We start from the raw sequence: 26,843 nt of genomic DNA on the forward strand, positions 1-26,843 counted from the left end.
GCGGCCGGCACTACCGGGCGGTGGTTCACCTGCCGCGCACGGTGCTTTGGGATGATGCGGGCATGCCACCGCCAGTCCTTCCTTCTGATCCGTCCTCGCCGTTGCGCCGCCGCCTGCTGCGCGCGGCGGTTCTGGCGCCGTTGGCCGGTACGCTCGCCACCCTGCCCGGCTGTTCGTTGCCGGTGCAGGTGGATGGCACCTTCCTGCAACCATGGCGCAGCCACCTGCAGTGGGGCCTGGCCGACTGGCAGCGATCCTTGAAGCTTGCCCATACGCTGGGCTGCCGGCAGCTGGTGCTGCAATGGACCGGCATCGTCGGTGGCAGCGACGGCGACTGGTCACTGCCCGACGGCAGCCTGCAGCAACTGTTCACCGCCGCCAGCGAGAACGATATCCGCATCCGTGTCGGCCTGCCCTTCCAGCAACGCTGGTGGCAGGCCATCGGCGCCGATGATGCCACGCTGCAGGCGTTCCTGACCGACAGCCTGGCGCATGCACGCCGCTGGTTGGCACAGGTGCCCTGGGCGCAGCAGCCGGCCTTCGGGGGCTGGTACCTGCCCTACGAACTGGAGCAGTACCACTGGGCCGATCCGGCTCGCCAACAATGGCTGGCGCAGTGGCTGCACGGGCTGGTGCAGGCCGCCAGCGCACGCGGTGGCGACTGCGCGATGTCCTGCTACTTCAGCCGCTTGCAGACCGATGGCAACCTGGTCACGCTGTGGCAGGCGGTACTCGCGCACGCGGCCGTGCGGCCCATGGTGCAGGACGGCGTGGGGGTGGCCGGCGCTGGCAACGTGCAGCAGCTGCAACCGCTGCTCGATCATTTCCATGCACACGGCATCGGCTTCGATGCGATCGTCGAACTGTTCCGCGAGCTGCCCGGCAGCGCCGCCGACGGCAGCGCGTTCAAGGGCGAAACCGCCGATGCCGCGCGCATCCAGCGGCAGCTGGCGTGGGCACGCGACAGCGGTGCGCAGCACGTGCTGATCTATGCGCTGGAGCCGTGGCTGACCCAGGACACGCCGCAGGCCGCGGCGCTGCGACGACGTTGGGGCCTGCCTCAGTAGTAGAGGATGGCGGTGGCGAACAGGCCCTTGGCGCGCTGCGTATCACCGCCGCCGATGGCGATGCGGTACTGCACGGTCAGGTCCAGGTAGGAGCGCGGCGTGTTGTAGTGGTCCTCGCGGAACCAGTAGCGCACGCCCACGCCCGGTCCTGCGCCAAGTGACCAGCTGCGCTGCGTATCGTTGAGCGCGAACGACTGTGCCGGGAACAGCGGGTAACGGATATCGCGCACGCGCGAGCGCTGGTCGAGCCAGTCCGCCCCCACCACCACATACGGCGTGACCACCCAGTGGGTCTGCCCTGCACCGAAGCGGAAGCTTCGCCCGGCACGCAGTTCACCGGCAGCGAACCACTGTTCGCGATGCAGGCGCCCGTTGGCATCGCCGATCCGCCGCACCGGCGTGCCGTTGGCATCGAGCGCGTCGAGGGTGAAGGTGGCACCGTTGTCGTCCCAGGTATATCCCCCCTGCGCATAGCCACTGACCATCCACCACTGGTTCACATCGGTGCGCAGATCGGTGCCGTGGTAATAGCCGTAGGTCAGGTAGGACATCCAGCCGCCGGAACCGCTGGCCAAGCGGTAGCGCGCCAGCGTGCTGGCTTCCAGTGGCCGGTTCAGTGCCAGCTGCAGGCGGCACTGCACGGCCGCCGATGCGGGGTAGACCTCACCCTGGCGGGTTGCGCTGCCCAGGAACTGGCGGCGCTCGATGCCGGCGCTCAGACCGGTCTGGCCAAACGCGTAGCGCAGGCCGAACGAGGCGATGGTGGATGGCCAGCCGGTGGTGGAGCGCGAATGACTGAGGCGCTCGGCGCGTGCACGCGCATCCGGCGTTGATTCGCCGGTGCACGGATCCACCGCACGGATCGATTCGTAGGTGCCGCCTTCGTCGTACAGCGTATTGAGCAGGCGTGCGTAGAGCTCCAGCGTGCCATGCTGGTCATTGAACGCTGGTGGCCGCCAGAACGCCTCCAGCGTGCTGAACACCGAATCGCCCGGCGTGCTGATCGCCGCACCGCCGACATTGGTTGCGGCCTGGCGCGCGCCACGGAAACCCGCCGAGGCGATCACGCCCCACTCGCGCGAGTAATTGGCGATGGCATTGCGCACGTTGTAGCGCTGGTGCCCATCCAGTGCCAGCTCACCGGCATCGGCGCGATCAATGGCGCTACGCAGCAGCGTCACCGCCTGTGGATGATCGCCGTTGGCCGCACTCGCGTACGCCTGGTCCAGCACCACGCTCTTCGGCGCCTTGCCGGTGGCCTCGGCGGCACGGAAGTCGGCCAGTGCCTGTGCCGGGTCCCTTGCCTTCTGGTTGAGGTAGCCGCGCTGCATCAGTGCTCCTGCGTCATCAGGGTGCTTTGCCAGCGCCGTATCCAGCCGCCGCCGCGCTTCGTCCTGCTGGGCACGGTTGCCCGCTGCCAGCGTGGTGGTCAGCAGGCCTTGCAGGTTCGCGTCGTCCGGTGCGTGCTGCACGGCCTGCCGTGCCTCATCGATGGCGTCAGCGTAGTCCCGCCGCGCATAGGCAGCGTAGGCGCGCTGTGCGGCACCGCCATCCCCCTGCAGGTCGCCCGGCATCAGCTCGCAGACATTGCCTGTGTCGCCAGACTGGCAGTGCTGGAACGGTGCCGGGTAGGTCTGGGCGCTGATGCGGGGAAGCGCGCGACTGGAACGGATCGCCCGGGCGCGTTGCTCGATGCCCTGCTGCAGCAGCTGCTGCGCGCGTGCATCGCCCGCATCCGTCGGCAATGCCGACTGCAAGGGTGCCAGCAGCGCCGCGGCGCGCGTGCGGTCGGCACTGGCCAGCGCCGCATCCACCGCCAGCAGGCGCACGTTGCGTTGCTGCGTTGTTGACCCCGACGCAGCGAGTGCGGTGTCGAAGTCCTCATTGGCGAGCGCGGTATTGCCCTGGCGCTGGTGCAGGTAACCGCGCATGACCCGTGCATTGAGGTCGTTGGCATCCACCTGCAATGCCTGATCAGCACTGTGCTCAGCGTCGGCCAGCTGATCGCCCTGCAGCTGTGCGGTAATCAGCAGCAACCGGTATGAAGCCACGTCGGGGGCCAGTTCCACGGCAGCGTGCGCCTGCTCAATGGCGGTGGCATCCTCACCTGCGGACAGCGATTGATAGGCCTGCTGGGCCTGCCGCAGGGCGCGTTGGCGGTCCAGTGCCACGCGCCGCGCGCGTAGCGCCTCAACATTCGGTGCGCCCAACCGCAGCGCGGTGCTGATGGCGGCGTCGGCCTGTTCGGGCTGCTGTTGTGCCTCCAGCGCCGCCACCCACAGCAACGCCCAGGCACCCTGCGTCGGCTGCTGCCGGAAGGCCTGTTCGGCCTTGCCGGCCGCCTCTCCCATCCGCCCGGCGTCATAGGCCGCGTATGCCTCGGTGGCCAGCGCGTAGGCCTGCCGCCTGCTGCGGTCTGCGGCACTGCCGACCGGACGCGACGGGGATGTCATGCGCGCACCTTTGCCGCCAGTCGCCGCGCCACGTGCAGCGGTGGCAGCCGCCAGCGCCGGCAACGCCGGATCCTTCAACCCCGCATCCAGTGCACGACGCGCCTGCTGCTGCGCTTCTGCACCACGCCCGAGCTTCTGCAGCGCATAGATCTGCAGCAGGCGCAGCCGCACCACGTCCGGGCGCAGCCGGATCGCTTCAGTGGACTGCTGGTAGGCCGCGGAGTAGTCGCCACGTTCATAGGCGGCAAACGCCTGTTCGGCGATACGGTAGGCAGCTCCAGACAATGGCAGCTGCGCATCGGCCTGGGCCTGTACCGATACGCTGGCCGTGGCCAACGCGACGGCAATGACGGTGGACAGCAGCGTGGTCTTCATGCCGGCAAGGCTCCGGGAGGCGGTGACTGCAGCGCGGCCGCACGCCGGCGCTGCTCCTGCATGGCCTGGGCCACAGCCTCTCCGGTGGTGATGCCCTGCTTCACCAGGTAGTCGCCGATGCGGCCGTCGCGCTGCGGCATGTAGTCGTCCAGTGCGATCTCGAACCGCGCGTGGTCGATCAGGCGCATCTCCACCAGCAGGTCACCCAGCAAGGGCACGTTGTCCAGGTGCCACTGCCGGTCGCCACCGATCAGACGCAGACCCGCGTTGATCTCGCTTTCGCGGGCAATGCTCTGTTCGATGTGCTCGCTGCGGGTTTCCTGCTTCAGCAGTGCCAACGCTTCTTCGGGCAATGGGCTGGCCACCGCCAGCCGCAGGGTGCCTTGCTCGCGCGGTGGCAGCGGCAACATGCGCCATTGCACGCAGGCATCGGCACTGACCGGGAACTGGCACGCGCGCAGGTAGTCCACATCGATTACCGCGCGTTGCAGGTCGCCCTGGAAGGCAATCGCCTCGGCCAGCGTTTCATCATCCAGCCAGCCCTGGGTGAGCAGGATGCGGCCCAGTGGCTGCTGCCGGCCGGCATGCTGCTGGTCCAGCGCCTGCTGGAGCCGCTCGGGCTCCACTGCCTGCCAGGTGGTCAACAGCTCACCGAGCTGCTTGCGGGTCTGCACCAGCTGCGCGGCATCCGGGAAGTCGTGCATGGTCTTGTCCCAGACCATGCGCTTGCCGAACAGCAGGTAGGCCAGGAACACCTTCCATGCGCGTGCGGTGGCCATGAAATTGATCATGTTGCCAACCACCATGCGCGGGATCGACATCAGCGCATGCTCCCAGCCATACAGCCGGTTGACGAAGTAGAAGCGCTGCACGACCCGGGTCGCCAGCGCCGCCGTGGTCAGCAGCGCGACGTTCATCTGCCAGGTACCGGCCTGGAACACGCTGGGGAACTGCATCGTCCACAGCCCGGTCATCTTCAGCAGCCAGAACAGCAGCAGCTGCAGGAAGATGAGGTAGGCGATGATGCTGACGAACGAGGTGATGATGCCCTTGCGGTCACGCGCCAGCAGGTACTTGGTGGCCAGCGAGCCACGCCAGCCCAGCGACTCCCAGCTCTGCAGGCCGATGCCCAGCACCCAGCGCGCCTTCTGCCGGTACGACGCGCGGAAGTTGTCGGGGAAGTACTCGCGCACGCACAGCGCCATCTGCTGGGTGCGCTCGCGTACCGGGCCCCAGCCGAACCATGACGGGCGACGCACGCGGAACTGCACCGGGAAGCGCGCGAAGATCGACTGCATGCCCATCGCCGCAAGCCGCGCACCAACGTCGTAATCCTCGGTGAGGCTGTCGGTGTTGAAGGGCTGGTTGTCGGTCTGCGCGCTCAGCGCCAGCAGCGCGCGCCGCGAGAAGCAGGTACCGACGCCCGCCGACGGCACCATGCCGGAAACACTTTCACGCACCACCAGATCCTTGGCGTGCCATTCGGCGAACTCGTCCATGTAGACGCCGGCCACCAGCTCGTACCACTCGCGGTCCAGCGAGGTGACCGGCAGCTGGATCATGTCCTTGCGCGGCAGCAGGTAGTTGTAGAAGCGCAGTTCCATCGGGTGCAGCACGTCTTCGCTGTCGTGCAGGATCACCCCGGCGAACTCGATGTCGTGGCGCTTCTCGTAATCGAAGATGGCCAGGATCAGCCAGTTCAGGCAGTCGGCCTTGCTGGTAGGCCCATCATGCGGCACTTCCACGCGGCGCAGGCGCTTGTAGCGGCGGCGCATGCGCTCCACTTCGTCGATGGTCTGCTGGTCGTTGGGATAGGTGCCGACGAACACCACGTACTCACGGTAGTCGAGCACGTTGATCATGTTCTCCACCATCTGCGCGATGACGTCGTACTCCATCCACGCCGGCACCATGATCGCCAGCGGCTGTTCCGGCCGCTGCAGCAGGTCGTCCTGGGTCAGTGGCCGGTAGGCCTCGCGGCGCTTGATCGTGAGTGCGCGCCAGCTCTCACGCACCCAGTACCAGACATCGATGAACAGGTCATCGAGGCTGGAGATCAGGATCAGCACGGCCACCGCCGCCGCCGTGGTTTCCAGGGCGGCGTAGTAGTTGGCCAGCTGGATGTTCCAGAACAGACCGTCCACGGCGGATCAGTGCCCTGTGTTGGCGGACTTGCGGCGGCGCACCTGGGTGACGCGGGCGGCCAGCAGCGCGAACACGATCACGCCGACCAGCAGCAGCAACCAGACCATGTGCCGTTCCCACTTCGATTGCGGATTGCCGTCCTGCGCGATACGAGTGCCATAGGGATCCTGGCGGTCGAATTCGCGCACGGCATCACTGCCGTCCAGCACGGCGAGATCGCCGCGCAGCAGCCGGAACGGCGCGCCGAACGACGGTGCCTGCGCACCGAGGTCGCTGTAGAGAACGCCCAGCTGGCCGCCGGACGACCCCACCTGCACCACGGCAGCACGATCCAGCCCGCTGACATCCAGCAGTGGCTGCGGCGTGCCACCGATCTGCAGATGACCGTCCTTCAGGCCGGCCACATCGACACCGGACGGCGCCACGCCGAACGCCAGCCACGGCGCACCCGGGCTGACCGCCGCACCGGCATCGACCACCTTCAGTTCCGATGCCTCCGGCGACGCGCTCACTGCACTGGCCACGGCGATGACCTTGCCCAGTGAGGTCGGCGCGTCCTGCAGCCAGGTGCCGGGCACGAACACCTGGTTGCCGCGCGACAGCCGGCTGCTGGCACCGACGAAGTCACTGCCCAGCGAACGCTTGGCCAGGGTCAGGTGGCTGCTGGGCAGGATCGAGACGGGGTAGCCGGTGGCCGGATCGTGGCAATAGGGGCGTGCCGGTTGGCGCAGGAAGCTGACGCGGATCTCGTTGCGCGCCGACAGGGCGTAGGCCGGCACCTTGGCCACCAGCCGTTGCGGCTGGCCGTTGGCCGACAGCACCTTGCCACCCAGCAGGTAATCGTTGAAGTAGATCGTAGCCACCGCACCCTGTCCGGCCGCGTTGGGTGCCGCCGAGACATCGATCACCACTTCCTCGGGCAGGCGCCCATCGGCCGACAGCGCGCCGAGGTCGAAACTCGCGCTGCGGTCGGCGCGGGTGACCACATCCATCGTACCGGCGATGTTGCCGAGCCGGCTCAGCAGCACCTGGTCTCCGTCCAGCTTCGGTGTTCCCGCCGCGCTGACCTGCAGGCTGCGGCCCAGCGCATAGCTGCGCCACTGTTCGGCGAACAACCCGGCGACCTTGCCCGCCGCCGCCGGATCAACCACCAGCGTCGGACGGCCAGCAACAGCGACCACGCTGACCGAGGCGTTGGCCGCGGGCTTTTCCAGGCCGCCCATATCGGTACCGCGCCACGCGGCGAAGGCAGTGCCCGCATCGGCACCCGTAGCGGCAACCTGTACGGCCAGCGCGTCCAGTGCCGCGCGTACGCCGGTCCGCAACGCTTCGCTGCCGATCATCACGTCAGCGGCCAAGGGCCCACTGTCACGCAACGACAGCAGCGCCCCCACTTCGGCCAGGTCCTTGATCGCATGCGTACGCTCGCCGGCAGCCAGCGCGGCATAGGCCGGCACGCCCTGCAGGCTGGCCGGGATGCTGATGCCGGTCAGGTCGACGCTGTCACCGACCTTGGGCAGCGCCACCACCTGCACCTGCTTGCCGCCGGCCTGCAACGCGGTACCGATGCGCCAGGCGGCGTCGTAGGCCGGCGCCTGCAGCGCCTTGCCATCCACCAGCAGCCGCACCTGCGGTGGCAGCGCGCCCCAGGCCTTGGCCACGGTATCCACGGCACGCCCATCGAAGCGGTAGCTGAAGCGCGAGTCCGGCGACAGCCGCAGCACGTTGGCCGGTGCGCTCTGGTCGGCACACTGGTAGTCGGACACGATCGACCACCAGCCGACGCCGACCCGCACGAAACCGTTCTGCCGGGGTTCGCCATCGATGGCCAGCAGCTGGCTGGCGTCGCCCTGCGCGTCGGTGATCGAGCGCGCGGCGATTGGATCGCCATCGACCGACCACAGGCCCGAGGTGCGCCCGGCGTGGCCGCGCACATAGCGCCCGTCCAGCTGCAGCTGCGCATCGCGGGTGGCGACGCCGGCCGGTACCGGCAGGTAGACCTCGCGCTGGCTCTCCTGCCCGCTCAGCACCAGCGGTTGGCGGAAACCAAGTTCGCGCAGGGTCATCTGCCGGTTCACCGTGCTGTCGCCGCTCCATTCGGCGAACTGGCCGGCGACGTTGTCGGCGGCATGGGCAGTGCCGACCACGCCCGACAGGACGAACGCGGCGGCGGAAACAAACAGGGGAGAGCGGCCGGTCTGGGTCATGGCGTCACTTCATGCGGATGGGGGTGGGCGGCACCGCCGCTGCGGAGACCGGGCGAGAATTCGGGAAGAGGCGTGCCGCGCAGGGCAGCGACGATGCGGGCGCTGGCGCGGCCGTCCCCGTAGGGACTGGCATCAGGATCGAAGCGAGTCGGCTGCGGTGGCTGGGCCAGTGCCGCATTGACCCCCTCGACGATGCGCGAGGGCGTGGTACCGACCAGCGTCACCACACCGGCCTCGACCGCCTCCGGGCGCTCGGTGACGTCGCGCATCACCAGAACGGGTCTGGCCAGCGCGGGCGCTTCTTCCTGCACGCCCCCGGAGTCGGTGAGGATGACGTCCGCACGCTGCATCAGGCGCACGAAGCGCAGGTAATCCAGCGGTGGCACCAGGTGCACGTTGTCGAGATGGCCGAGGTGGGCGTTGACCGGGCCCTGCACGTTCGGGTTGAGGTGCACCGGGTACAGCACCTGCAGGTCCGGCCGCCGCGCCAGTTCGGCCAGCGCGCGGCAGATGTCCTCGAAGCCCTGGCCGAAACTCTCGCGGCGATGGCCGGTGACCAGCAGCAGCCGACGGCCGGGGTCAAGCATGTGGAAGGGCTGATCGGCATGGGCTCGCAGTGCCGGATCGGCATCCAAGCGCTCTACGGTCTGCTGCAGGGCATCGATGACGGTGTTGCCGGTGACCAGGATCTGCCCGCCCAGATGCTCCCGGGCCAGGTTGGCGCGCGAGCTGGGGGTGGGCGCATACAGCTGGTGGCCGACCACATCGATCACCCGCCGGTTCATTTCCTCCGGCCAGGGCCGGTTGATGTCGCCGGTGCGCAGGCCGGCCTCGACGTGGCCGATCGGGATGCGGTGATGGAACGCGGCCAGCGCCGCAGTCATCGCCGTGGTGGTATCGCCATGCACCAGCACCCGGTCCGGGCGCACCTGCGTGTAGAGCGCGTCAAGCCGCTCGAACAGCTTCGCGCACAGCCCATTGAGGGTCTGGTTGGGCACCATGACATCCAGGTCATGGTCGGCGCTGATCTCGAACAGCGACATCACCTGGTCCAGCATCGCCCGGTGCTGGCCGGTGATGCAGACCACCGATTCGATGTCCGCAGCCCCCGCCAGGGCCCGTACCAGCGGCCCCATCTTGATCGCTTCCGGCCGCGTGCCGAACACCGACAGGACCTTCATGGCAGCGCTCCGGAAGACCGGCGTGGCGAGGGGCAGGCAGCTGTAGCCACGTCTGGATCCTTTCGATGATCCCGTCCAATACCCGCAGGCAGGAGACGGTCATCTCATGAGGAAACTCCAAATTCGCGACATACATCACATTAAGTCGACTGTATGCGCGTCGTGGCATCGATCTTCATCGTTGCAGGATCAAGACGCAGTCAACGCCGCCCGTGGAACGGACGACGTTGCGGTGGAACGCAGCAGTGGCGCGGCCTGCGGCCGCCTTACTCGTACTGGATGGTGAACGTGGCCTGGCCGTTCGCGACACCGGCGCCGACGGTGCCGGCCTGGGTCTGCACATAGCGTGCACGCAGCGGCAGCGCCATCACGCTGGTACCCGGCGCGGTGGTGCCGACGTTGATGGTCTGGCCGAAGCGCACTTCGCGCTCGGTGCTGCCATCGCGCTGGACCATCTGGATGCCGATGCGGGTGGCGCTGTTGCTGGCCGCACTGAGCTTCAGTACGCCCGGCATGTTCGAGCTGTCCTGGTCGGCATCGAGGCGGATGCCGATCTTGCTCTGGTAGGCCGCGACATTGCTGCCCTGGCAGTTCAGGCGGATCTCGAAGTCACGATCGACAGCCTTGGAGCCGACACCGGTGAAGGTGGTGTTGGCCACGCTGCCGAAATCGACGGCAATGTTGCGGCTGCCGGCCTGCACTTCGCAGGTCGGGCTGACCACGGTGGTGCCCGAGCCCTTGAAGGTCGAGGTCAGCACGGGACGCCCGGGGCCATCACCGTCGAAGTAATACGTGGTGAAGCGGCCATTCGGCGCGATCACGCCGGAACCGGTCTGAGCGGCAGTCTTGATCAGCTGAATGCGGAAGCGACCGCCGATCAACGTAACCGTCGAATTGCCGCCGAAAGTGAGCTGATGCGGGTAATAGACCTGGATCGAACCCGAATCACGGAACAGTTTGATGCCCACGCCAGGAACATCGGTTTCATACGTATCCGAGAAGCCCGGCACCGGGCGCTTCTGCGCAGCGTTGACGTACTCACCGATCGAACGGCCTCCGGACCAGTAGTCACAGCTGGCAACCCGGTCACGCTGGTTGATCGATTCGCTGATTTCCTTGATCACGCCACCGACCGGCGTGCTGGGCAGGATCACGATCTGTCCCATGTCCATGGTGACGTCCTGCGCAACGAAACCGTTGATCTGGATGCGGCAGGCCGCACTGGCCTGCTGTGCCAGCAACACACCGCCCAACAATGCGAGGCCGGCGAGTGCCTTGCGGCCACGGGAAGAAATCATCGGCATGCTGCCTCCAGCGGGATGAAGCCGGTCTTGGACGCATCGGCGCCTGCCGGTACCTGGTAATCGACGGTGCAGCGCTGGTCGGCGCCGGCGCCCCACTCCACCAGCAGGCTGCCCTGGTTCTTGTCACTGCGCACGTACAGGCGGCCACCCTGGCTGACCATGCCCACCGGCTGGCCCTGCTCGTCCTTGACCTGTGCACCGAACGGCATGGTGCGGCCATCGGGGTTGCGGACCTGGATCAGCAGCGCGTTGCCCTTGCGGGTATCGAAGCGCAGGTAGCTGATCGCACCGGCGAACGGCGCGACCGACTGGCTGGTGCTTTCCAGTTCGACGTCGTGGGCCATGCCCTGCGGGTCGAGGGTGACGGTGTTGAGCCGGTACGGCGACACATACGGCACCACGGCGTAGCCACGGCCATCGACGCGCAGGCCCGGGGCGTTGCTGACGATCGCATCGCGTGCGCCCGGCGCTTCGACCAGCACCATGGTGTCGCCACGCTGCGGGGTGAAGGTAAAGCCGCCCGGATGCACGACCACGCTGCCGTTGGCGCCGACCGAGGCCTGGCGGAAATCACGCGAGTGGCTGTAGGTGGCGTTCAACGCGGAGTAGCGGCTGCGGTACTCGGCATTGCCGACCGCGGTGGTGCCACCTTCGCGGGAATCGGACAGGGCCACGCCGTAGCTGAAGTTGTTGTCGACGCCGGTCGAACCGGTGATGCCGACGCGGCTGTTGTCGTAGCCACCGCGGTCGCGCACGCCGAGATCGGCGCTGAACGACACCGGGTGGGTGCCACGGCCCAGCGGCACGCTCATCGACAGCAGGTACTGGGTGTCGGAGCGGCCAAGCACGCCCTCTTCGGTGCGCAGCGCCGAGAAGCCGTAGTTCACCGAACGCCAGGCATTGTTGTAGCCGACCTGGTACTGCTTGGAGGTGCCGGAACGGTCGTAGAAGTCACGCACCGAGCCGGTCACGTACAGCGCGCCGCCGCGACGGCCCAGCGGCTGGTTCAGCGTTACCTGGAACTGGCTGCGCTGACGGCCACGGGTGGTCGGATCGATGCCGCGCTTGTCCGAATCACGGCCATACAGCGCGTCCTGCAGGCTGTAGAAGCCCTCGGTCGAATAACGGTAGGCGGCCAGGGTCAGGTTGGTCCCGGTCTCGCCGATCATGTTGCTGTAGCTCAAGCGCACGCTGGCACCGGTGTGGTCGCCATAGTGGTCGAACGAGGTGCGTGCATGAGTGACGTCGGCGGCAAAGGCGCCGACCGGCGTGGACAGGCCGACACCGTACAGCAGCGACAGGTAGCCATCGCTCAGCGCCGTGCCGCCGTACAGGGTCAGCTGGTTGCCGATACCGCGCTGGTAGGTGCCCTGCACCAGCCAAGGCTCATCGGCCAGCAGCTTGTTGCGCACCTGGCCGGCGGTCAGCGCGTAGCGCGACACGCCTTCGCGCAGCATCTGCGGCACCGAACCGAACGGCACCTTGAATTCGCGGCGGCGGCCATCGGCCTCGATCACGCTCACTTCCAGGTCGCCGCCGTAGCCGGTCGGGTACAGGTCGTCGATGACGAAGCTGCCCGGCGACACGGTGGAGGAATAGATCAGCTGCTGGTTCTGGCGCACTTCAACGCGTGCGTTGGTTTCGGCAATGCCGCGCACGACCGGCGCGTAGCCGCGCAGCGAATCGGGCAGCATGCGGTCATCGCTGGCCAGGCTGGCGCCGCGGTAACCGATCGAATCGAACAGTTCGCCGGTGGTGTAGGCCTCACCGATGGTGAGCATGCCGCGCACCTGCGGGATGCCGCGCTGTGCGTAAGTGGCGATGCTCTGCCAGTGGCGGCCGTTGCCTTCGGACCAGGTCAGGTTGGAATCGTGGCGGAACTGCCAGCCCCCCAGGTTCAGGCCGGCGTTGAGGCCGAGGTAGGCACTGCGGTTGCGCTGGCCACCCTCGACGCGGCTGTCGCTGTCGATGGCGTTGAAGCTGTAGCCGACGAAGCCGGCATTGATGCCGCGGTCCCACAGCGAAGGATTGACGTAGCCACGCGCTTCACGACGCAGGAACACCTGCGGGATGCTGAGGTCGTAACGCAGGTTGCCGCTGTCATAGATGCCGTAGGCATTGGCCATGCGCCGCTGCACCGGCACGCAGCTGGTCTTGTCGGTCGGCACGGACGGATCCTGCTGCAGCAGCACGGCCTCGCTGTCCACGCCCATTTCTTCCAGCATCGGCAACGGCAGGCAGGCGTCGACACGGCCCTGCTCATCGGCCTTGAACTGCAGGTCGCGGCGGCCCTGCCAGCCACCGTTGACGTAGACGTCGACGCGGTAGGTGCCGGCCACCATCGGGTTGCCATTGGTGAAGGACGCCAGATCGACCTGCTTGGCCTGGCCGGACAGGAAGCTGGAGTTGAACTGGGCCGACTCGGGTGCACGCGCATTGGCCGCACCGCTCTGCGCCATCAGCGCCTGTTCGCCGAGATTGGCCGGGGCAGCCAGCGCCCATCCTGGGCAGGCCACGCCAGCAACCAGCAGGCAGATCGCCTGATGGATCGACAATGTCAATCTGTTTCCGATCACACTGACATTCCTTCAATTCGCCGCACGGCGGCGGTGGCGGGATGCGCAGGCTCAAGTCCCGCGCGGCGCGTTCAGCCCCCGGTGCTGCCGAGGCGGACCTTGTGTTCCACCCGACCGCCGTAATCGTTGATGGTGATGAAGCGCACCTGGTCGGAGCCCGCCGGTGCGGTGAACTCCAGGCTCTGCTTCGGCGCGACCATCGCGCCCTTGTCTTCGACGGTCTTCTCGCTGCTGCCGGTCACGGCATGCACTTCAGCCAGTGTCACGTGGAAGGGGCTCGGGTTTTCCACCCGCAGGCGGTCGCCAGTGCGGGTCCAGCGCAGCGCTGCCGGCGCGTCGTTGGCGACGCCCTTCAGGCCCTGCGGCCGGTAGAAAAGCTTCAGCCGCGAACGGAACGCGACCTGCAGGTAATTCTGGTCACCGCTGTCGGCGTTGTCGGGCGACGGCGGCACGTCCAGCACGTTCAGCCAGAACACCGACTCGCGGTCGGTCGGCAGCTGCGCGCCGGAGAAGATCAGGCGCAACGCCTGGCTGCGGCCCGGCTCGACGCGCGCGATGGGCGGCGTCAGTACGAACGGGGCATCGCTGGTATCAGCGGTCTGGTTGGCGTCGCCGCTGTCGATCCAGGCCTGCACCAGCGCCGGCGATTCGCCCACGTTGTCGACCTGCACGGTGACTTCGCGCGCCTGCGCCGGATAGATCACTCGCGTGCCGTTGACCACCACGCCGGCCAGAGCGTTCTGGCAGAAGGGCAGCGTGAACGCTGCCAGCAGCAGCGCCCGGGGAAAGATTGCTTTCATCGGAAGTACTACGCTCGAGGGGTGTGGCCAGAGGCCGCGGAGCACTGGCCGGCGCGTACGCCGGCCAGTGCGGGTACGGCTACGATCAGTTGTAGATGATCGTGTACTTGACGCTGCTGGTGACGTCGCCCGGGGTGGCGGCGGCAGTGGCGTAGTACTCAGCGTAGTAGTTCAGATCAGCCGAGCCGTCGGTGCCGACGGTGACCCACTGCGAGTTGGTCTGGGCCAGGCCAGCGCCGGCAGCCTTGATCGGCAGGAACTGGTTGTTCGAACCCAGCAGCTGCAGCTGCACGTTGGTGGCAGCGTTGGCCGAGGACTGGTTGACCAGGCGGCCGCTGTTGAAGTCGACGGTCGAACCCGGCTCGAAGTAGGTCGCGACGTTGCCGGCGCTGCACTTGGTCAGGTTGATGGCGAACGGGGTACGGCCCGCAACGGCACCGGCGGTGGCCAGGGTGTTCTTGGACACGGTCGGCAGGTTGACGGCGAAGTCCTTGCCGCCCGGGGTCGAGATGGTGCAGGTCTTGTCGGTGACCTTGCCATTGAAGGTGATGGTGCCGTCGGCGGCGTTGGCGGCCAGCGGAGCGGCGGCCAGCATCAGAGCGGCAATGAGGTTGATCTTGTGCATTCGCTTTTACCTAACCCTACTGAAGAGATGAGAAGTAGAGGAGGAAGCAAGGAGCACTGCCGGGCTATCAAGACCCATCCTTGCGTCTCACCTGTGGCCGGACTCGGACATACCTTCCCCTGAATCCGTGACGCAAGTATAGGCACAACTGTGATGAAAGTCTCATTATTTTTCTGAACGCCAATTCATTGACGCCTTAAATGTGACGTGGTAGGCAGAATGGGATCCCGACGGGCATGGAGGATTTGACGGCGACGCGATCAGGTCGCGAACGGCCCTGGATGACGGGTTGAGCGGCGCGTTCGGCATGCGCGAAAACAGGCCTTTTTCAGGTGGAAATCGCCTTATTTGATGCGCATCACTCTTTCTTGGTGATGGCCCTAGCAGATTCGGATTTGTCCTATTAAAGACGGATCGAACCTGTCGCTAACTAGGACACACCGAACCAGAGAACGTGTCATGAGGAATTCCATTCTGCTGTGTGTGGCCCTGATGTCCGTCAGTGCACTGGCCCAGGCCAGCAGCGGCAGCATCCGTTTCAGCGGCCGTATCGCCGAGCCGGGCTGCACGACGAACCTGTCCCAGGGTGAGCTGAGCCTGGCGGCCTGCCCGCCGTCGGCCAAGGGCTCGACGGTGGCCGTGACGGCACTGGCCGATGGCCAGGCCGCGACGCTGCGCGATGGCAAGCGTCAGGGCCAGAAGCTGTCGGTGTCGGCCAGCGCGATGCGCGCCGGCGATATCGCTTTCTCCGAGCGCTACAGCGTGCAGGCTTCGAAGCAGCAGCCGCTGCAGGGTGCTTACCTGGTCGTGGTCGACTACCTGTAAGCCCTGCCGGCCGGTATTACTCCGGCTGCGGCAACTCGAACACCTGGCGCAGATAGGCCAGATAGCCGGGATCGTCGCACATGCTCTTGCCCGGCGAATCGCTGAGCTTGGCCACCGGCTGGCCGTTGCAGCGGACCATCTTGATGACGATGTTGAGCGGCGTCGGGCCCAGATCATTGGTCAGATGGGTGCCGACGCCGAACGCGACCTGGCAGCGCCCCCTGAAGTAGTCGTACAGGCGCATCACCTTGGCGATGTCGAGCCCGTCGCTGAACACCAGCACCTTGCTGCGCGGATCGACGCGGCGCTGCTGGAAGTGCGCCAGCATGCGGTCACCCCAGTCGAACGGATCGCCGGAGTCATGGCGCACGCCGTCGAACAGCTTGCAGAAGTACATGTCGAAGTCGCGCAGGAACGCATCCAGGCCGACCACGTCGGACAGCGCGATGCCCAGATCGCCGCGATACTCGCGCGCCCACGACTCCAGTGCCGCCACCTGCGAATCACGCAGGCGCGGGCCCAGTGCCTGGAACGCCTGCAGGTACTCATGGGCCATGGTGCCGTGCGGGGTCATGCCGTACAGGCGGGCGAAGTGCACGTTGCTGGTACCGACCAGCTGCGGGCCGAGCGCATCGCGCAGCAGCGGCAGCAGACGGGCGTGCCAGTCACGCGAGTAGCGGCGACGGCTGCCATAGTCGGCGATGCGGCATTGCTCGAAGCCGGGGGTATCGCGCAGCAGCGCGGCCTTGGCCTGCAGGCGGCGCTCGCCTTCGGCGAAGTCGGCCGTGGTGGTGTTGCGGAACCAGACTTCGTTGATGATCGCCAGCAGCGGCACTTCGAACAGGATGGTGTGCAGCCACGGACCGGTGATGTCCAGTTCGATCTCGCCGGGCACGGTCTTCGACGCGCGCAGCTGGATGTACTTGCGGTCGAGGTGGAACAGGCCGAGGAAATCGGCGAAGTCCGGCTTCACGAAGCGCAGGCCACGCATGTAATCCAGCTCCGCATCACTGAAGCGCAGGCTGCACAGGTGGTCGATCTCTTCGTCGATCTGGTCGATGTAGCGGGCCAGGTCGATGCCGGGGGTGCGGCACTTGAACCGGTACTGCACCTGGGCGCCGGGGTGCTGGTGGAGCACCGCCTGCATCATGGTGAACTTGTACAGATCGGTGTCGAGCAGGGACTGGATGATAGGCATGGGGCGGATTATGCGCCCGGCGGAGTGAACCGTGGGCGCGCCTACCTTCCGTAGAGCCGAGCCCACGCTCGGCTGGATGTTGCCTGAGCCGAGCGTGGGCTCGGCTCTACAACGACCTGCGCAGCAGCCTCGGCACCAGCATCAGGGCATGTGCCCAGATCGCGCCCCACACCGCCACGCGCACCGGCAGCGAGCGCTGCCTGGCCTCGAACTTCTGGAAATAGCGCCACAGGCCCTTGTGCTTGTGCCATTCAACGAAGAACGGCCGCGAACGGCTGGAGACACCGCGCACGTGGGTGACATGCAGGTCGTTGGCGATCGCCACCACCGCGCCGGCCTCGCGTGCGCGGCGGCACAGGTCCAGGTCCTCGGCGTGCAGGCGGTAGCCCGCGTCCCAGCCGCCGATGCGCTCGAACAGTGCGCGCGGCATCATCAGCAGCGCACCGGACAGGGCGGGCACCCGCTGCAGCGCCAGGTGCGGCTCACGCGGTACCGCCAGCTTCGAGCCCTTCCCGGGCGAACGCAGCATCAACAGGAAATCCGGATCACGACGGCGCACCGCCTCGTCGGCATGGCCATGCTCGTCCAGCTGCTCAACACCCAGCAGGCAGTCGCCCAAGGCTTCGGCACGGCGGCGCAGTTCAGCCAACGTATCCGGCTCGACCATCAGATCCGGGTTGATGAAGGCCAGCCACGGGCTGTGCGAATCGGCCACGCCCTGGTTGTTGGCGGCGGCAAAGCCGGGATTGTCCGGATTGCCGACGAAGCGCACGCGGGGGTCGTGGCTGGCATGCCGCTGCACGATGTCCAGCGTGCCATCCATCGAGCCATTGTCGATCACCCGGATCTCGGCCACGTCCTGCGCCTGGCGCAGGCGCGAGAGGCAGGCGTCGATGGTGCTGCCACTCTGGTAGGTGACGACGATGGCGGCAATGGCAACATTCAAACGGGTGGCTCCGGCGCGGACGGGACGAACAGGTCGCCCTGTTCCTTCGGCATTATCGCCTGCCGCATGCGCTGCTGCAGGTCGGCGCGCAGCCCGTGCAGCGGGTCGTGCATCAGGAAGTCCGCCAACCGAGGCACCCAGCCCGGCCAGCGCGCGGCCAGCGCTTCGAGATCGCCGTCACGGCTGACCGCCTCCCCTGCCCGGCTGACGAAGGCGGTCTCGCACAGCACGTTGCGCCAACCCAATCCGGCCATGCGCAGGCTGAGGTCGACCAGCGCCGCGTTCCAGCCGGCATAGCTGTCCACATCCAGGCCACCGGCACGACGGCGCGCGTTGCCACGCACCAGCACCGCGTGGGTGACCGCCGACGGCAGCTCCGGGTGCAGCGTTGGCAGGCTCGCGCAGGTCTGTGCCAGCAGGTCCGGATCTTCAGGCTCAGGATTGATTTCGCCCAAGCGCGGCCAGGCGGAGGTTTCACCGGCGTTGCACCAGGGGGTTGCGGTTGCGATGGCCGCGTCGCGGGCAAAGGCATCCTGCAGCTGCTGCAGCCAGCCCGGTGCCGGCATGCTGTCCGGTGCCAGCACCGCCACGTCGAGGCCATCGCAGGCGCGCAGCATTTCATCGAGGTGGGCGACTTCGCCCAGCGGCCGTGCGCGCCGGGTGTACTCGGCCTGCAATGGCGTATGTGCCAACCAGTGTTCCACCACCGCCTGCGCACGCGGCCCGGTCTGCGCGTCGTCGGCCAACCAGACCGCGGTTCCCGGCGCGGTGCCGGCATCCAGCGCAGCCAGGCAACGATCCAGTGCAGCATCGTCCACGCACAGCGGCAACAACACGATCGCCCCCATCCCGCCTCCGTGGTTGTCGGTAGCCACAGCCTAGCACTGGGAGGGTATCGGCCGGGTTGCACCCGGCGCCCGCTTCAGGCCGGAGCAACAGCAACAGCCGAAGCAAAGGCTGGGTTCCTGGGGGATGGCGGGGTGGGTCCGGTTGCGGGGGACGCCGTAAACCCGTCCATGGGGGCTTGGCCGCGGCATCCATGCCGCGGACACCCCCGCAACCGGACCCATCCCGCCTTCGACAGTTGCCTGCGATCTGCCGGGCATTGCTTTCTGTAGAGCCGAGCCATGCTCGGCTCAGATCTCACAGATATCGAAATATTCGATTTCGATGGAGCGTCTTCCACGCATGGTGTGGATCCAGCGTGTCGACCAAGGTCGACACCTACCAACAGCAGCAGGACACCGTCGAAGGCGGGGCACTGTGGGTTTGCGGGGTGTGAGCCGCATGGATGCGGCGACCAAGCCCCCATGGATGGGTTTACGGCGTCCCCGCAAACCCACAGTGCCCCGCCATCCCTCAGTAAACCCGCTGTTGCTGTTGCTGTTGCTGTTGCTGTTGCTCCAGCTCTGGCCTCTGCGGGTGCCGGGCGCAGCCCGGCCGTAAACCCCTTACTTCTTCGCGCGCGGCTGGTTCAGCGGTTCCATCGCGCGGAAGCGCTGGCTGTACTCGTCGGTCAGGGTGCGTGCTTCCTGCCCGTTGCGCACGATGCTCGGGGTCAGCAGCACGATCACCTCCGAACGACGGCTGGTGCGACTCTTCTGCCCGAACAGTGCACCCACCACGGGAATCCGGCTCAGGCCAGGAATACCGCTGCTGCCATCGGTGGCCGTGTCGGTGATCAGGCCGGCCAGCATGATGGTGTCCCCGCTCTGCACCGCCGCTTCGGTCGACAGCTTCTTGGTGGAAATACGCGGGTTGCAGTTGCGCTCCGTCGGATTGCAATTGTCCGGCACGTTGGAGGCACTGCTCACTTCCTGCACGATGTCGAGGAACACGGTGCCATCACGAGTCACGCGCGGCCGCACCTTCAGGATCACGCCGGTGTCGATGTACTGCACCGAGCTGTAGGTGCCGGCGCCGATACCGGTGTTCACCGTGGTGGTGTTGATCGGCACCTTGTCGCCTACGTTGAGCGTGGCCTCGGCGTTGTTGCGCACGAACACCGAGGGAGTCTGCAGCAGGCGTACGTCGGTGACCTTGTCCAGCGCGCTTACCACCGCTGCGCCATTGTGGCCGGTGAATGCCCAGCCCAGCCCTTCGCCGGCGGTTGCGGCACCGGCGAAGCTGCTCCAGGAGCCGCCGGCAGCCGCCGGCAGGGTCACGCCACTCAATGCGCCGGTCAGCGCCCGTCCGGCCACAGCGTTGTCGAAGAACCAGTTCACGCCGTACTTCAGATCACCTTCCAGCGCGACCTCGGCCACCTGGGCTTCGATATGCACCTGCAGCGGCATCACGTCCAGCTTCTCGATCACCTCGCGGATCGAACGCCAGGCCTGCGGGGTCGAACGCACCAGCAGGGTGTTGGTTTCCTCCACCGCCGACACGCCCACGCGATCGCCTTCCACTTCCAGGCTGACGCTGACATTGCCGGACTGGCGCTGCGGCAGGTTCATGCTGCCGTTGCCGGTGCCACTGGAACCACTGCCCGACGTCGAACCGAAATTGCTGCTGTTGTTGCTGTCCATGCCACGATCACCGTCGCTGCCCAGCTGCGACGGCATTGCACCCGGTGCCAGCGATGCAGGGCTGGAGCCGCCGCGGTTGCCACTGCTGGCGAACGCTTCGCTGAGGCGCTCGGCCAGGTCACGTGCCTTGATGTAGCGCAGCTCGTAGGAGAACAGGCGCGCACTGCCACCGGCCGTATCAATACGGTCCAGCCACTGCTGGATCTGGTCCAGGTAACGCACCTGCGGGGTGATCACCAGCACCGCGTTGGCATTTTCCAACGGCAGGAAGCGGAACATGCCGGCGCTGGGCGTCTTGCTCTCCTCGCCGAACACTTTTTCCAGGTCGGCGGCGACCTGCTCGGCCTTGCCGGACTGGATCGGGAACACGCCCACCGACATGCCCGAAAGCCAGTCAACGTCGAAGATCTCGACGGTGCGCATGTAGTTTTCCAGCTCGGCGCGGGTACCGCCCAGGGTGATCACGTTGCGGCCACTGTCGACGTTGACGATGGCGTTGGGCCGCGCATACGGCTCCAGCACCTTCTTCATCTCGGTGGCGGAGATGAACTGCAGCGGGATCACACGTACTTCGAAACCGCGCGCGCTGGCAGCCGGCGCCGTGCTCGGTGCGACGGTACCGGCCAGCGCCTGATCGGCGGCGACGATGTTGTAGCGGCCGCCGCTGTACACCATGCGGGCGTTGTTCCAGCCCAGCACCATTTCCAGCAGGTTCAACGCCTGCGCCGGCGACACCGGCTTGGGCGTCGCCAGCGTGACCGTGCCCTGCACCCCGGGTGCGATCACGTAGTTCTGGCCCAGCATGTCACCGAGGATGGCCTTGACCACCGCGTGCACCGACTCGCCTTCGAAATTGAAGGTCGCCTCACCGGTGCTGGCGCCATGCAGTGCCGGTGCCGGCGCGCGGGCCGCTTCGCGGTTGATCATGGTGCCGGTGCCACGTCGGATCACCGCCTGCGGAGCGCCCTGGGCGTCACGGGCAGCGTCAGCGGCGACTTCGGCCGCTTGGCCGGCCTCGGCAGTGGGCGACAGATTGCCCTTGCGCTGCACATGCGGCGCGGACACGGTGCTGCAGCCGACCAGCAGCGCGAGGGCAAAGGACCAGGGAAGGAAACGCAGGCTCATGCATTCACTCTATCGGTTGGTGCCATCGCCCGGGGGCGGCGACGGTTGTTGCTGCTGTTGTTGCTGCAGCTGGCGACGACGGGCCTGGATGCGTTCGCGGATGGCCTGCATCTGCGCTTCGCTGGGGCCGTTGTTGTTGGCAGGCGGGGCAGCGGCGGGCGGAGGCACGGCGCCAGCCGGCTGCTGCTGCGGCTGCGGAGCTGCTGCGGACGTGGGCGGTGCTGGCGGAGCACCCGCCGGGGGCGGCACCACGATCGCACCTGCGGGCGGCGCACCGTTGGCACCACGCAGTACGGTCGGTGGTTCGCCGCCCTGGCCGTTGAACACGGCCAGTTCCAGCACCTGGCTGCCGCCGGGGCCGATCACCGTGGCCTGGCGTGGCGCCAGCCCCACCAGCTGCCAGCCATCCACGGCGTCGCCATTGAGGCGCAGACGCAGCGAACGGTTCTGTTCGGTGGTGAACGTGGCCATGCCGAAATCGCCAGTCAGCAGCACGCCGGTCAGGCGCAGCGCGGCGCTGGCGGCCGGTTCGCTGCCTCCCAGCAGATACGGTCGCGGCTTGCGGTCTTCGGCGAACAGCGGACGTTCGCCGATGGCGCTGTAACTGTCGGCGCTGGCCATGCGCTCGGCGGCCAGTGGCGGCAGGGCTGGCAGCGAGGGCGCCGTGTCGGCATCACCGTCGGTGCCGGGCAGCTGGCTGCCGAGGCCAAAGCCGGTGGCCAGCCAGACCGCCGCCGCCCAGCCGGCCAGAGCCAGCAGGAAGCCGGTGCGCAGGCTGATCTGCTCAAGTTTCATCCGCCACCTCCTGCCCCGCTTGCGGCGTAGCCGGTGCGGGTGCTGGTGCTGGTGCGGTCGATGGCGGTTGCGGCGCCGCGCCCGGCTCGGCTGCAGGTGCCGGGGCAGCGCCATCGGCAGCGGCGCCCGGCAGCAGATAGCCCGCCAGTTCAAACGACACGTCCAGGCCGAGTCCGGATTCATTCGGCGACTGCTGGAAGCGCTGCGCGATCAGGTTGAGGTTGTCGACGAACAAGCGTGGGCTGCCGGTTTCCAGGCTGTGCAGCACGGTGGCCAGTTCGGCCACGCCACAGCGCAGGCGCACCTGCATGGCGACGCGTACGAACTCGGCGTCGCGCCGGTTGTCGGTGAGCGGCGTGCGGTTGCTGATGGTGCAGCTGCGGTTGCCCGGGCTGGCCATCGCCACCGCATCCTGCAGCTTGGCGCCAAGCGCGGCGGCGGCGGCCTCGGCAGTGGCCTCATGCAGGAAGCCCGGCCGTTGCTGCAAGGCTTCACGGGTGGCACGCAGGCGCTGTTCGATCTGCGGCTGCTGCTGCAGCTGTGCCTGCACACGCGACTCGCGCTCGCGCAGCGCCGCGACATCGGCATCGATCTCGCGCAACGGCTGGGTGAACCACGGGTGCACCAGCAGGAGGTAGGCCAGGCCCAGCACTGCCAGCAGCAGCGCCAGCGCCAGCCAGCGGTCACGGCGTGCGCTTGGCATCGGCATCGGCCGCCTCCCGGGTCGGGGCCGCTGCTGGCAACGGCTGCAGCTCAGCGGTCATGGTGAAGCGGTCGCGGCCACTGGCGGCGCCATCGGCCTGCAGCACACCGGTCAGGTTGACCTTGCGCCACTGCGGCGCGTCCTGCAGCAGCTGCACCAGCTGCGAGGCCTCGCGGCTGAGCCCGATCAACTGCAGGTTGTTGCTCTCGATGGCCAGCTTTTCCAGGTAGGTGCCCTCCGGCAGGCGCCGGGTCAGCTCGGTCCAGATCTCCACCGTCCCGGCGCGCTGGCTGCGCTGCTTTTCCAGGAACGCCGCACCATCGATCAGCGCCTGCAGCTGCGCACGTTCGCTGGCCACGCCGCGCGCACTGCGTGCACTGCGTTCCACCTGTGCACGCAGTTCATCGGCCGCCGCGCGGCGGTTGTCGAGCAGTTGCAGGCCGGCCAGCACCAGCATCACCACGGCGGCCACCGCCAGCAGCAGGTTCCAGCGCCGCATCGGATCGGTCCGCAACTGGCGCTGTGCGGGCGGCAGCAGGTTCACCTGCAGCGTGTTGCCCTGCGCATCGATCGCATCGACACCGGCCAGCGCATCGGCCCACTGGCCCACGTCATTGCGCCAGGCCTCCAGCTGGCGCAACGGCCAGGCCACCAGTTCGACCTGCAGCTGGCCTTCGCCGGCCACGCCGAGTTCACGCACGTCATAGCTGACCTGGCTGGATTCGAATGGCGTCTGCCGATCGATCTCGAAACCAACCACCGCGCGCAGGCGGTCGGCGGCCGCCGCGGGCAGCCGCAGCTGGCGACGCAGTACATCGCTGGCCGGCAGCAGCCACAGCCGCGGCAGGCTGCGCAGGCGCGCTTCCAGCACCCGGTCCAGTTCAGCCGGCGACAACGGCCACGGCAGGCGCGCCACTGGCTCGCGACGCTCGCCTGCCTCACGCCAGACCTGCAGCTGGTCGCCCTCGCGCTGCAGCAGCAGGCGCGCCTGTGCCCAGCCCAGCGCCCACTGCCAACGAGCCGGCACCCAGGCCAGCAGCGATTGCCGCCACCAGCGCAGGAAACGGCCGGCACCCGGGCCGATCCGGCCCTGCACCTGCCGCAGACTGTCCTGCCAAGCCGTCATCTTGCTGTCATTCCCTGCTCCCAGCGAAGCACTGTGTAGGACCGCCCGGGAACCCCGCCCGAGCCATTGCGTACCACTGCCTGCAACACCGACCGGCGTCCACTGCCGTCGGTGACACGGGACTCGATACTATAGGTGCCACTGCTGCTGGCAAGGGTTGACGCACCGGCAGCGGAATCGGCATCACGCTCCTGCTGGGCACGTTGGGCCAGCACCGTATCCGCGTCCAGGCCCAACGCGGTCAACACCACGGCGCTGGCGAACTGCGGATCGGGTCGCGCCTGTCGGCTGTACAGGGTCAGGTGCGGCAGCATCTTCTGGTACAGCGGCCCACGCATGCCGAGCACCCGCTGCAGCTCGCCGAGGGTCTCGAAACGCTTGTTGCGCGGGCCATACGGCAACCCGGCCGCCGCATAGTCAGGCGCTTCGGCACCGCCCCCAGGCTGCAGCAGGCTGTCCTCGTCACGCCAATCGACGATGGCACCAGCCAGCTGCCGCGCAGCCCCCTCGTCTTCGCCCAGCGCCTTGAGGAAGGCGGTCAGCAGGGTCACGTCGGCCAGGTTCAGGTTGATCTTGCCGTTCTCGTCCAGCACCTTGATCTCGATGCTGGCGTCATCGAACTGCCAGCGGTAGGTACGGCCATCAGCGCGCCACGGCGCCCGCTGCGGATCGGCGGACAGGCGCGTCAGCGCGTACTCCAGACCCGCGCGCGCACGTTCCTGGCCGCGCGCATCGTCATCCAGTACCCGCTGCTGCAGGTGCTCGACACGGGCGCTCAACGCGAACGCACCGACCAGTGCGGTCATCAATGCGATCAGCCACAGCACCAGTACCAGTGCCGCGCCGTGTTGCCGGCTCACCGTGCACCTCCGCTGCCACCGGCACGCGGCGCCACCACCAGCGTCGGCCAGGGCGCCCCCTTGGCCGGCACGATCTGGATCTCCACCAGCATCGGCAGGCGCCGGGTGTCGTCCCAGCGCGGCATCCAGTCGGTCACCTGGCCGGTGCTGGCATCGATGCCGCGATAGCGCAGTTGCACCGACTTCAGGTTCTCCACCAGCACTTCTGGCGGGCGTGGCGGATTTTCCGCGATGCGCTCGCCTTCCTGCAGCAGCACCAGGTCCAGCAACAGGCGCTGCTGGCCGCTGCGGCCATCAACCTGCAGTGCATGCAGGTACGATCCCCCCCGTCCGAGATAACCCGGCAGATCGGCGGCGAACAGCATGCGGTTTTCTTCACCCTGGAAGAAGATCGGCTCGCGGGTGGGATCGGGCGCTTCGAGTGGCGTACGCAGCGCGCCTGCCAGTTGCCGACGCAGCAAGGTCTCCACTGCGCGCATGCGTTCGCTCTCGGCAGCGATCTGCTCGCCGCGCTGGCTGACCGCCATCGCCGAACGCACGCTGGCGAACGCCAGGGCCAGGCCACCGGCCAGCAGCACCGTGGCCAGCATCACTTCAACCAGAGTGAAACCCGCGGCGCGGCGCTTCATCGCGCGCTCTCCAGGTCCGGCGGCAACAGGCGCAGGCTGCGCCAGCGCAGCTGCTCGCGCTCACTGTCGCCCCAGCGCACCTGCAGCTGCAGCTCGGCCAACCAGGGGGCACCCGGTGATTGCGATTGTGCCTGCGCCACATTGTTCGCGCGTGGCTCCACCCACGGCTGCACCTGCAGCTGCCAGTGGTAGCGCCCTTGTTCCCAGTCCCCCTGCTGGCTGCCGACCTGCAGTGGCGAGGCAACACCGGCTTCGGCCAGCAGCGACTGCGCATGCAGCACCGCACGCGTGCGCAGCTCGGCGTCGCGCACCTGTTTCGCGCCACCTGAAAGACTCCCCAGCAGCAGGGTCAACGCCAACCCGAGCAGGGCGAAGGCGATGATCACTTCCAGCAGGGTGAAGCCGCGGGCGCGCCGCTTCATTGCGACCGCCAGGGGCCGGAGCGGACCTCACCGGTCAGCCAGCCCACGTCGATGCGCCATTCGGCATCGTCACGCTGCAGCCGGATGCGGCCACCGCTGGAGCCACCATCGGGGTGGAACTCGATCACGCCCTGGCCTGGCGCGGTGGCCAGCTGCGCGGCGCCTTCGAACTGCACCTGCAGCTGTGCCGGCACCTCGCCGTGGCGCTGGTTGGCGCCTTCCCAGCGCCGCGTTGCCGGTTCGATGACGAAACGCTGCGGCTCACCGCGGGCGATCGCCTGTGCGCGCACCATGCGCAGCTGGTTGGCGATGTCCTTGCCGGCGCTGCGCAGCTGCATGCCAGAGAAGCCGCGCGACAGCCCTGCGGCGGTGATCAGGCCGATCGCAGCGATCAGCGCGATCACCAGCAGCATTTCCAGCAGCGACAGGCCTGCCGCGCGCCTGCCGTGCAGGCGCGGGCGTGGCAGCCGGCGCGGCAGGAAATGCGTCATACGGGTTTACGGCTGGTAACGGATGTCGGCGTCGACGCTGCTGCCGCCGGCCTTGCCATCCTTGCCCAGGCTGACCAGCTCGTACGGCTGGCCTTCGCCCGGCGCACGGTATTCCAGCGCGTGGCCCCACGGGTCGTTCAGATCGGCCGGCTTGGCATACGGGCCCAGCCAGCCGCCAACACCGGCCGGTGCGGTCACCAGGTCGTTCAGCGAACCCGGCAGCTTGCCGGTGTCGATCTGATAGTTGTCGATCTTGGAGGCGACGGTCTGCACCTGCGCCTTGGCGATGTTGGCCTTGCCGCGGTCGGCACCGCCCAGCACACGGCTGGCGACCAGGGTCAGCACCGCGCCGATCAGCACGATGACGATGATGATTTCCAGCAGGCTCATGCCCGACTGGTTGCGCGCGGCGGTGAAGGAAAGGCGGATCGGTCGACGGGAAGCAATCATGGTCGGTCCTTT

At 67.6% G+C, this 26,843-nt stretch carries 22 protein-coding genes; 2 read left to right on the forward strand and 20 right to left on the reverse strand.

Annotated elements, in window-relative coordinates; translation table 11 throughout:
- The first annotated feature begins 62 nt into the window (after positions 1 to 62).
- Positions 63 to 1,067: a DUF4434 domain-containing protein gene (locus tag VPH47_RS18270; RefSeq protein ID WP_368851421.1), complete on the forward strand. Its 1,005-nt coding sequence runs from the start codon at positions 63 to 65 to the stop codon at positions 1,065 to 1,067.
- Here the strand turns inward: VPH47_RS18270 and VPH47_RS18275 are convergent.
- The 8 genes from VPH47_RS18275 to VPH47_RS18310 form a co-directional block, all read right to left on the reverse strand.
- A complete protein-coding gene (locus VPH47_RS18275; RefSeq protein ID WP_368851422.1) occupies positions 1,061 to 3,895 on the reverse strand; it encodes a hypothetical protein in 2,835 nt (944 codons plus the stop codon). The genes VPH47_RS18270 and VPH47_RS18275 overlap by 7 nt on opposite strands.
- Complete coding sequence (locus VPH47_RS18280) at positions 3,892 to 6,039, reverse strand: glycosyl transferase family protein (RefSeq protein WP_368851423.1); 2,148 nt, start codon at positions 6,037 to 6,039, stop codon at positions 3,892 to 3,894. Before VPH47_RS18280 ends, VPH47_RS18275 begins: the two co-directional genes overlap by 4 nt.
- 6 nt (positions 6,040 to 6,045) lie before the next feature.
- Positions 6,046 to 8,247 carry a hypothetical protein gene (locus VPH47_RS18285; protein WP_368851424.1) on the reverse strand — a complete coding sequence of 734 codons (2,202 nt, stop codon included), beginning with the start codon at positions 8,245 to 8,247 and terminating at the stop codon, positions 6,046 to 6,048.
- Positions 8,244 to 9,428, reverse strand: coding sequence for a non-hydrolyzing UDP-N-acetylglucosamine 2-epimerase (gene wecB / locus VPH47_RS18290; protein WP_368851425.1), 1,185 nt, complete (start codon positions 9,426 to 9,428; stop codon positions 8,244 to 8,246). Before wecB ends, VPH47_RS18285 begins: the two co-directional genes overlap by 4 nt.
- Before the next feature lie 266 nt (positions 9,429 to 9,694).
- Positions 9,695 to 10,732 (reverse strand): fimbrial protein, encoded by a 1,038-nt coding sequence (locus tag VPH47_RS18295; RefSeq protein ID WP_110711019.1) that lies wholly within the window; start codon positions 10,730 to 10,732, stop codon positions 9,695 to 9,697.
- A complete protein-coding gene (locus tag VPH47_RS18300; RefSeq protein WP_164162128.1) occupies positions 10,723 to 13,287 on the reverse strand; it encodes a fimbria/pilus outer membrane usher protein in 2,565 nt (854 codons plus the stop codon). Before VPH47_RS18300 ends, VPH47_RS18295 begins: the two co-directional genes overlap by 10 nt.
- A 92-nt stretch (positions 13,288 to 13,379) precedes the next feature.
- Positions 13,380 to 14,108, reverse strand: coding sequence for a molecular chaperone (locus VPH47_RS18305; RefSeq protein WP_153856271.1), 729 nt, complete (start codon positions 14,106 to 14,108; stop codon positions 13,380 to 13,382).
- 85 nt (positions 14,109 to 14,193) lie between these two features.
- The gene (locus tag VPH47_RS18310; RefSeq protein WP_094000459.1) at positions 14,194 to 14,733 is read right to left on the reverse strand and encodes a fimbrial protein; all 540 of its coding nucleotides are present in this window, start codon (positions 14,731 to 14,733) and stop codon (positions 14,194 to 14,196) included.
- A 459-nt stretch (positions 14,734 to 15,192) separates the two neighbouring features.
- Between VPH47_RS18310 and VPH47_RS18315 the strand changes: the two genes are divergently transcribed.
- Entirely contained in the window at positions 15,193 to 15,558 is a 366-nt protein-coding gene (locus tag VPH47_RS18315) for a hypothetical protein (protein ID WP_014645902.1), read from the forward strand.
- 16 nt (positions 15,559 to 15,574) lie between these two features.
- On the opposite strand, the gene pncB is transcribed toward VPH47_RS18315, so the two are convergent.
- The 12 genes from pncB to gspG form a co-directional block, all read right to left on the reverse strand.
- Positions 15,575 to 16,756: a nicotinate phosphoribosyltransferase gene (pncB, locus tag VPH47_RS18320; RefSeq protein ID WP_110711016.1), complete on the reverse strand. Its 1,182-nt coding sequence runs from the start codon at positions 16,754 to 16,756 to the stop codon at positions 15,575 to 15,577.
- A 106-nt stretch (positions 16,757 to 16,862) separates the two neighbouring features.
- Positions 16,863 to 17,702, reverse strand: a complete 840-nt coding sequence (locus tag VPH47_RS18325; RefSeq protein WP_180847562.1) for a glycosyltransferase family 2 protein — start codon at positions 17,700 to 17,702, stop codon at positions 16,863 to 16,865.
- Positions 17,699 to 18,550, reverse strand: a complete 852-nt coding sequence (locus VPH47_RS18330; RefSeq protein ID WP_180855263.1) for a glycosyltransferase family 2 protein — start codon at positions 18,548 to 18,550, stop codon at positions 17,699 to 17,701. The genes VPH47_RS18325 and VPH47_RS18330 overlap by 4 nt, the downstream gene beginning before the upstream one ends.
- A 603-nt stretch (positions 18,551 to 19,153) precedes the next feature.
- Positions 19,154 to 21,355: a type II secretion system secretin GspD gene (gene gspD / locus VPH47_RS18335; RefSeq protein WP_153856269.1), complete on the reverse strand. Its 2,202-nt coding sequence runs from the start codon at positions 21,353 to 21,355 to the stop codon at positions 19,154 to 19,156.
- Positions 21,356 to 21,364: 9 nt separating this feature from the next.
- Entirely contained in the window at positions 21,365 to 22,150 is a 786-nt protein-coding gene (locus VPH47_RS18340; RefSeq protein WP_368851427.1) for a hypothetical protein, read from the reverse strand.
- Complete coding sequence (gspM, locus tag VPH47_RS18345; protein WP_368851428.1) at positions 22,140 to 22,859, reverse strand: type II secretion system protein GspM; 720 nt, start codon at positions 22,857 to 22,859, stop codon at positions 22,140 to 22,142. Before gspM ends, VPH47_RS18340 begins: the two co-directional genes overlap by 11 nt.
- Positions 22,834 to 23,979 (reverse strand): PilN domain-containing protein, encoded by a 1,146-nt coding sequence (locus VPH47_RS18350; protein WP_110711010.1) that lies wholly within the window; start codon positions 23,977 to 23,979, stop codon positions 22,834 to 22,836. The genes gspM and VPH47_RS18350 overlap by 26 nt, the downstream gene beginning before the upstream one ends.
- Positions 23,976 to 24,839: a general secretion pathway protein GspK gene (locus tag VPH47_RS18355; RefSeq protein WP_164162672.1), complete on the reverse strand. Its 864-nt coding sequence runs from the start codon at positions 24,837 to 24,839 to the stop codon at positions 23,976 to 23,978. Before VPH47_RS18355 ends, VPH47_RS18350 begins: the two co-directional genes overlap by 4 nt.
- Entirely contained in the window at positions 24,836 to 25,468 is a 633-nt protein-coding gene (locus VPH47_RS18360; RefSeq protein ID WP_125432656.1) for a type II secretion system protein J, read from the reverse strand. The genes VPH47_RS18355 and VPH47_RS18360 overlap by 4 nt, the downstream gene beginning before the upstream one ends.
- Positions 25,465 to 25,890 carry a prepilin-type N-terminal cleavage/methylation domain-containing protein gene (locus VPH47_RS18365; protein WP_110711007.1) on the reverse strand — a complete coding sequence of 142 codons (426 nt, stop codon included), beginning with the start codon at positions 25,888 to 25,890 and terminating at the stop codon, positions 25,465 to 25,467. Before VPH47_RS18365 ends, VPH47_RS18360 begins: the two co-directional genes overlap by 4 nt.
- On the reverse strand, positions 25,887 to 26,381 hold the full coding sequence (locus VPH47_RS18370; RefSeq protein WP_197611144.1) for a GspH/FimT family pseudopilin: 495 nt from the start codon (positions 26,379 to 26,381) through the stop codon (positions 25,887 to 25,889). The genes VPH47_RS18365 and VPH47_RS18370 overlap by 4 nt, the downstream gene beginning before the upstream one ends.
- A gap of 6 nt (positions 26,382 to 26,387) precedes the next feature.
- Complete coding sequence (gspG, locus tag VPH47_RS18375) at positions 26,388 to 26,831, reverse strand: type II secretion system major pseudopilin GspG (RefSeq protein WP_004154150.1); 444 nt, start codon at positions 26,829 to 26,831, stop codon at positions 26,388 to 26,390.
- Between the last annotated feature and the right edge of the window lie 12 nt (positions 26,832 to 26,843).

The sequence above is a fragment of the Stenotrophomonas sp. WED208 genome (assembly GCF_040984485.1).
Lineage (GTDB): Bacteria > Pseudomonadota > Gammaproteobacteria > Xanthomonadales > Xanthomonadaceae > Stenotrophomonas > Stenotrophomonas riyadhensis.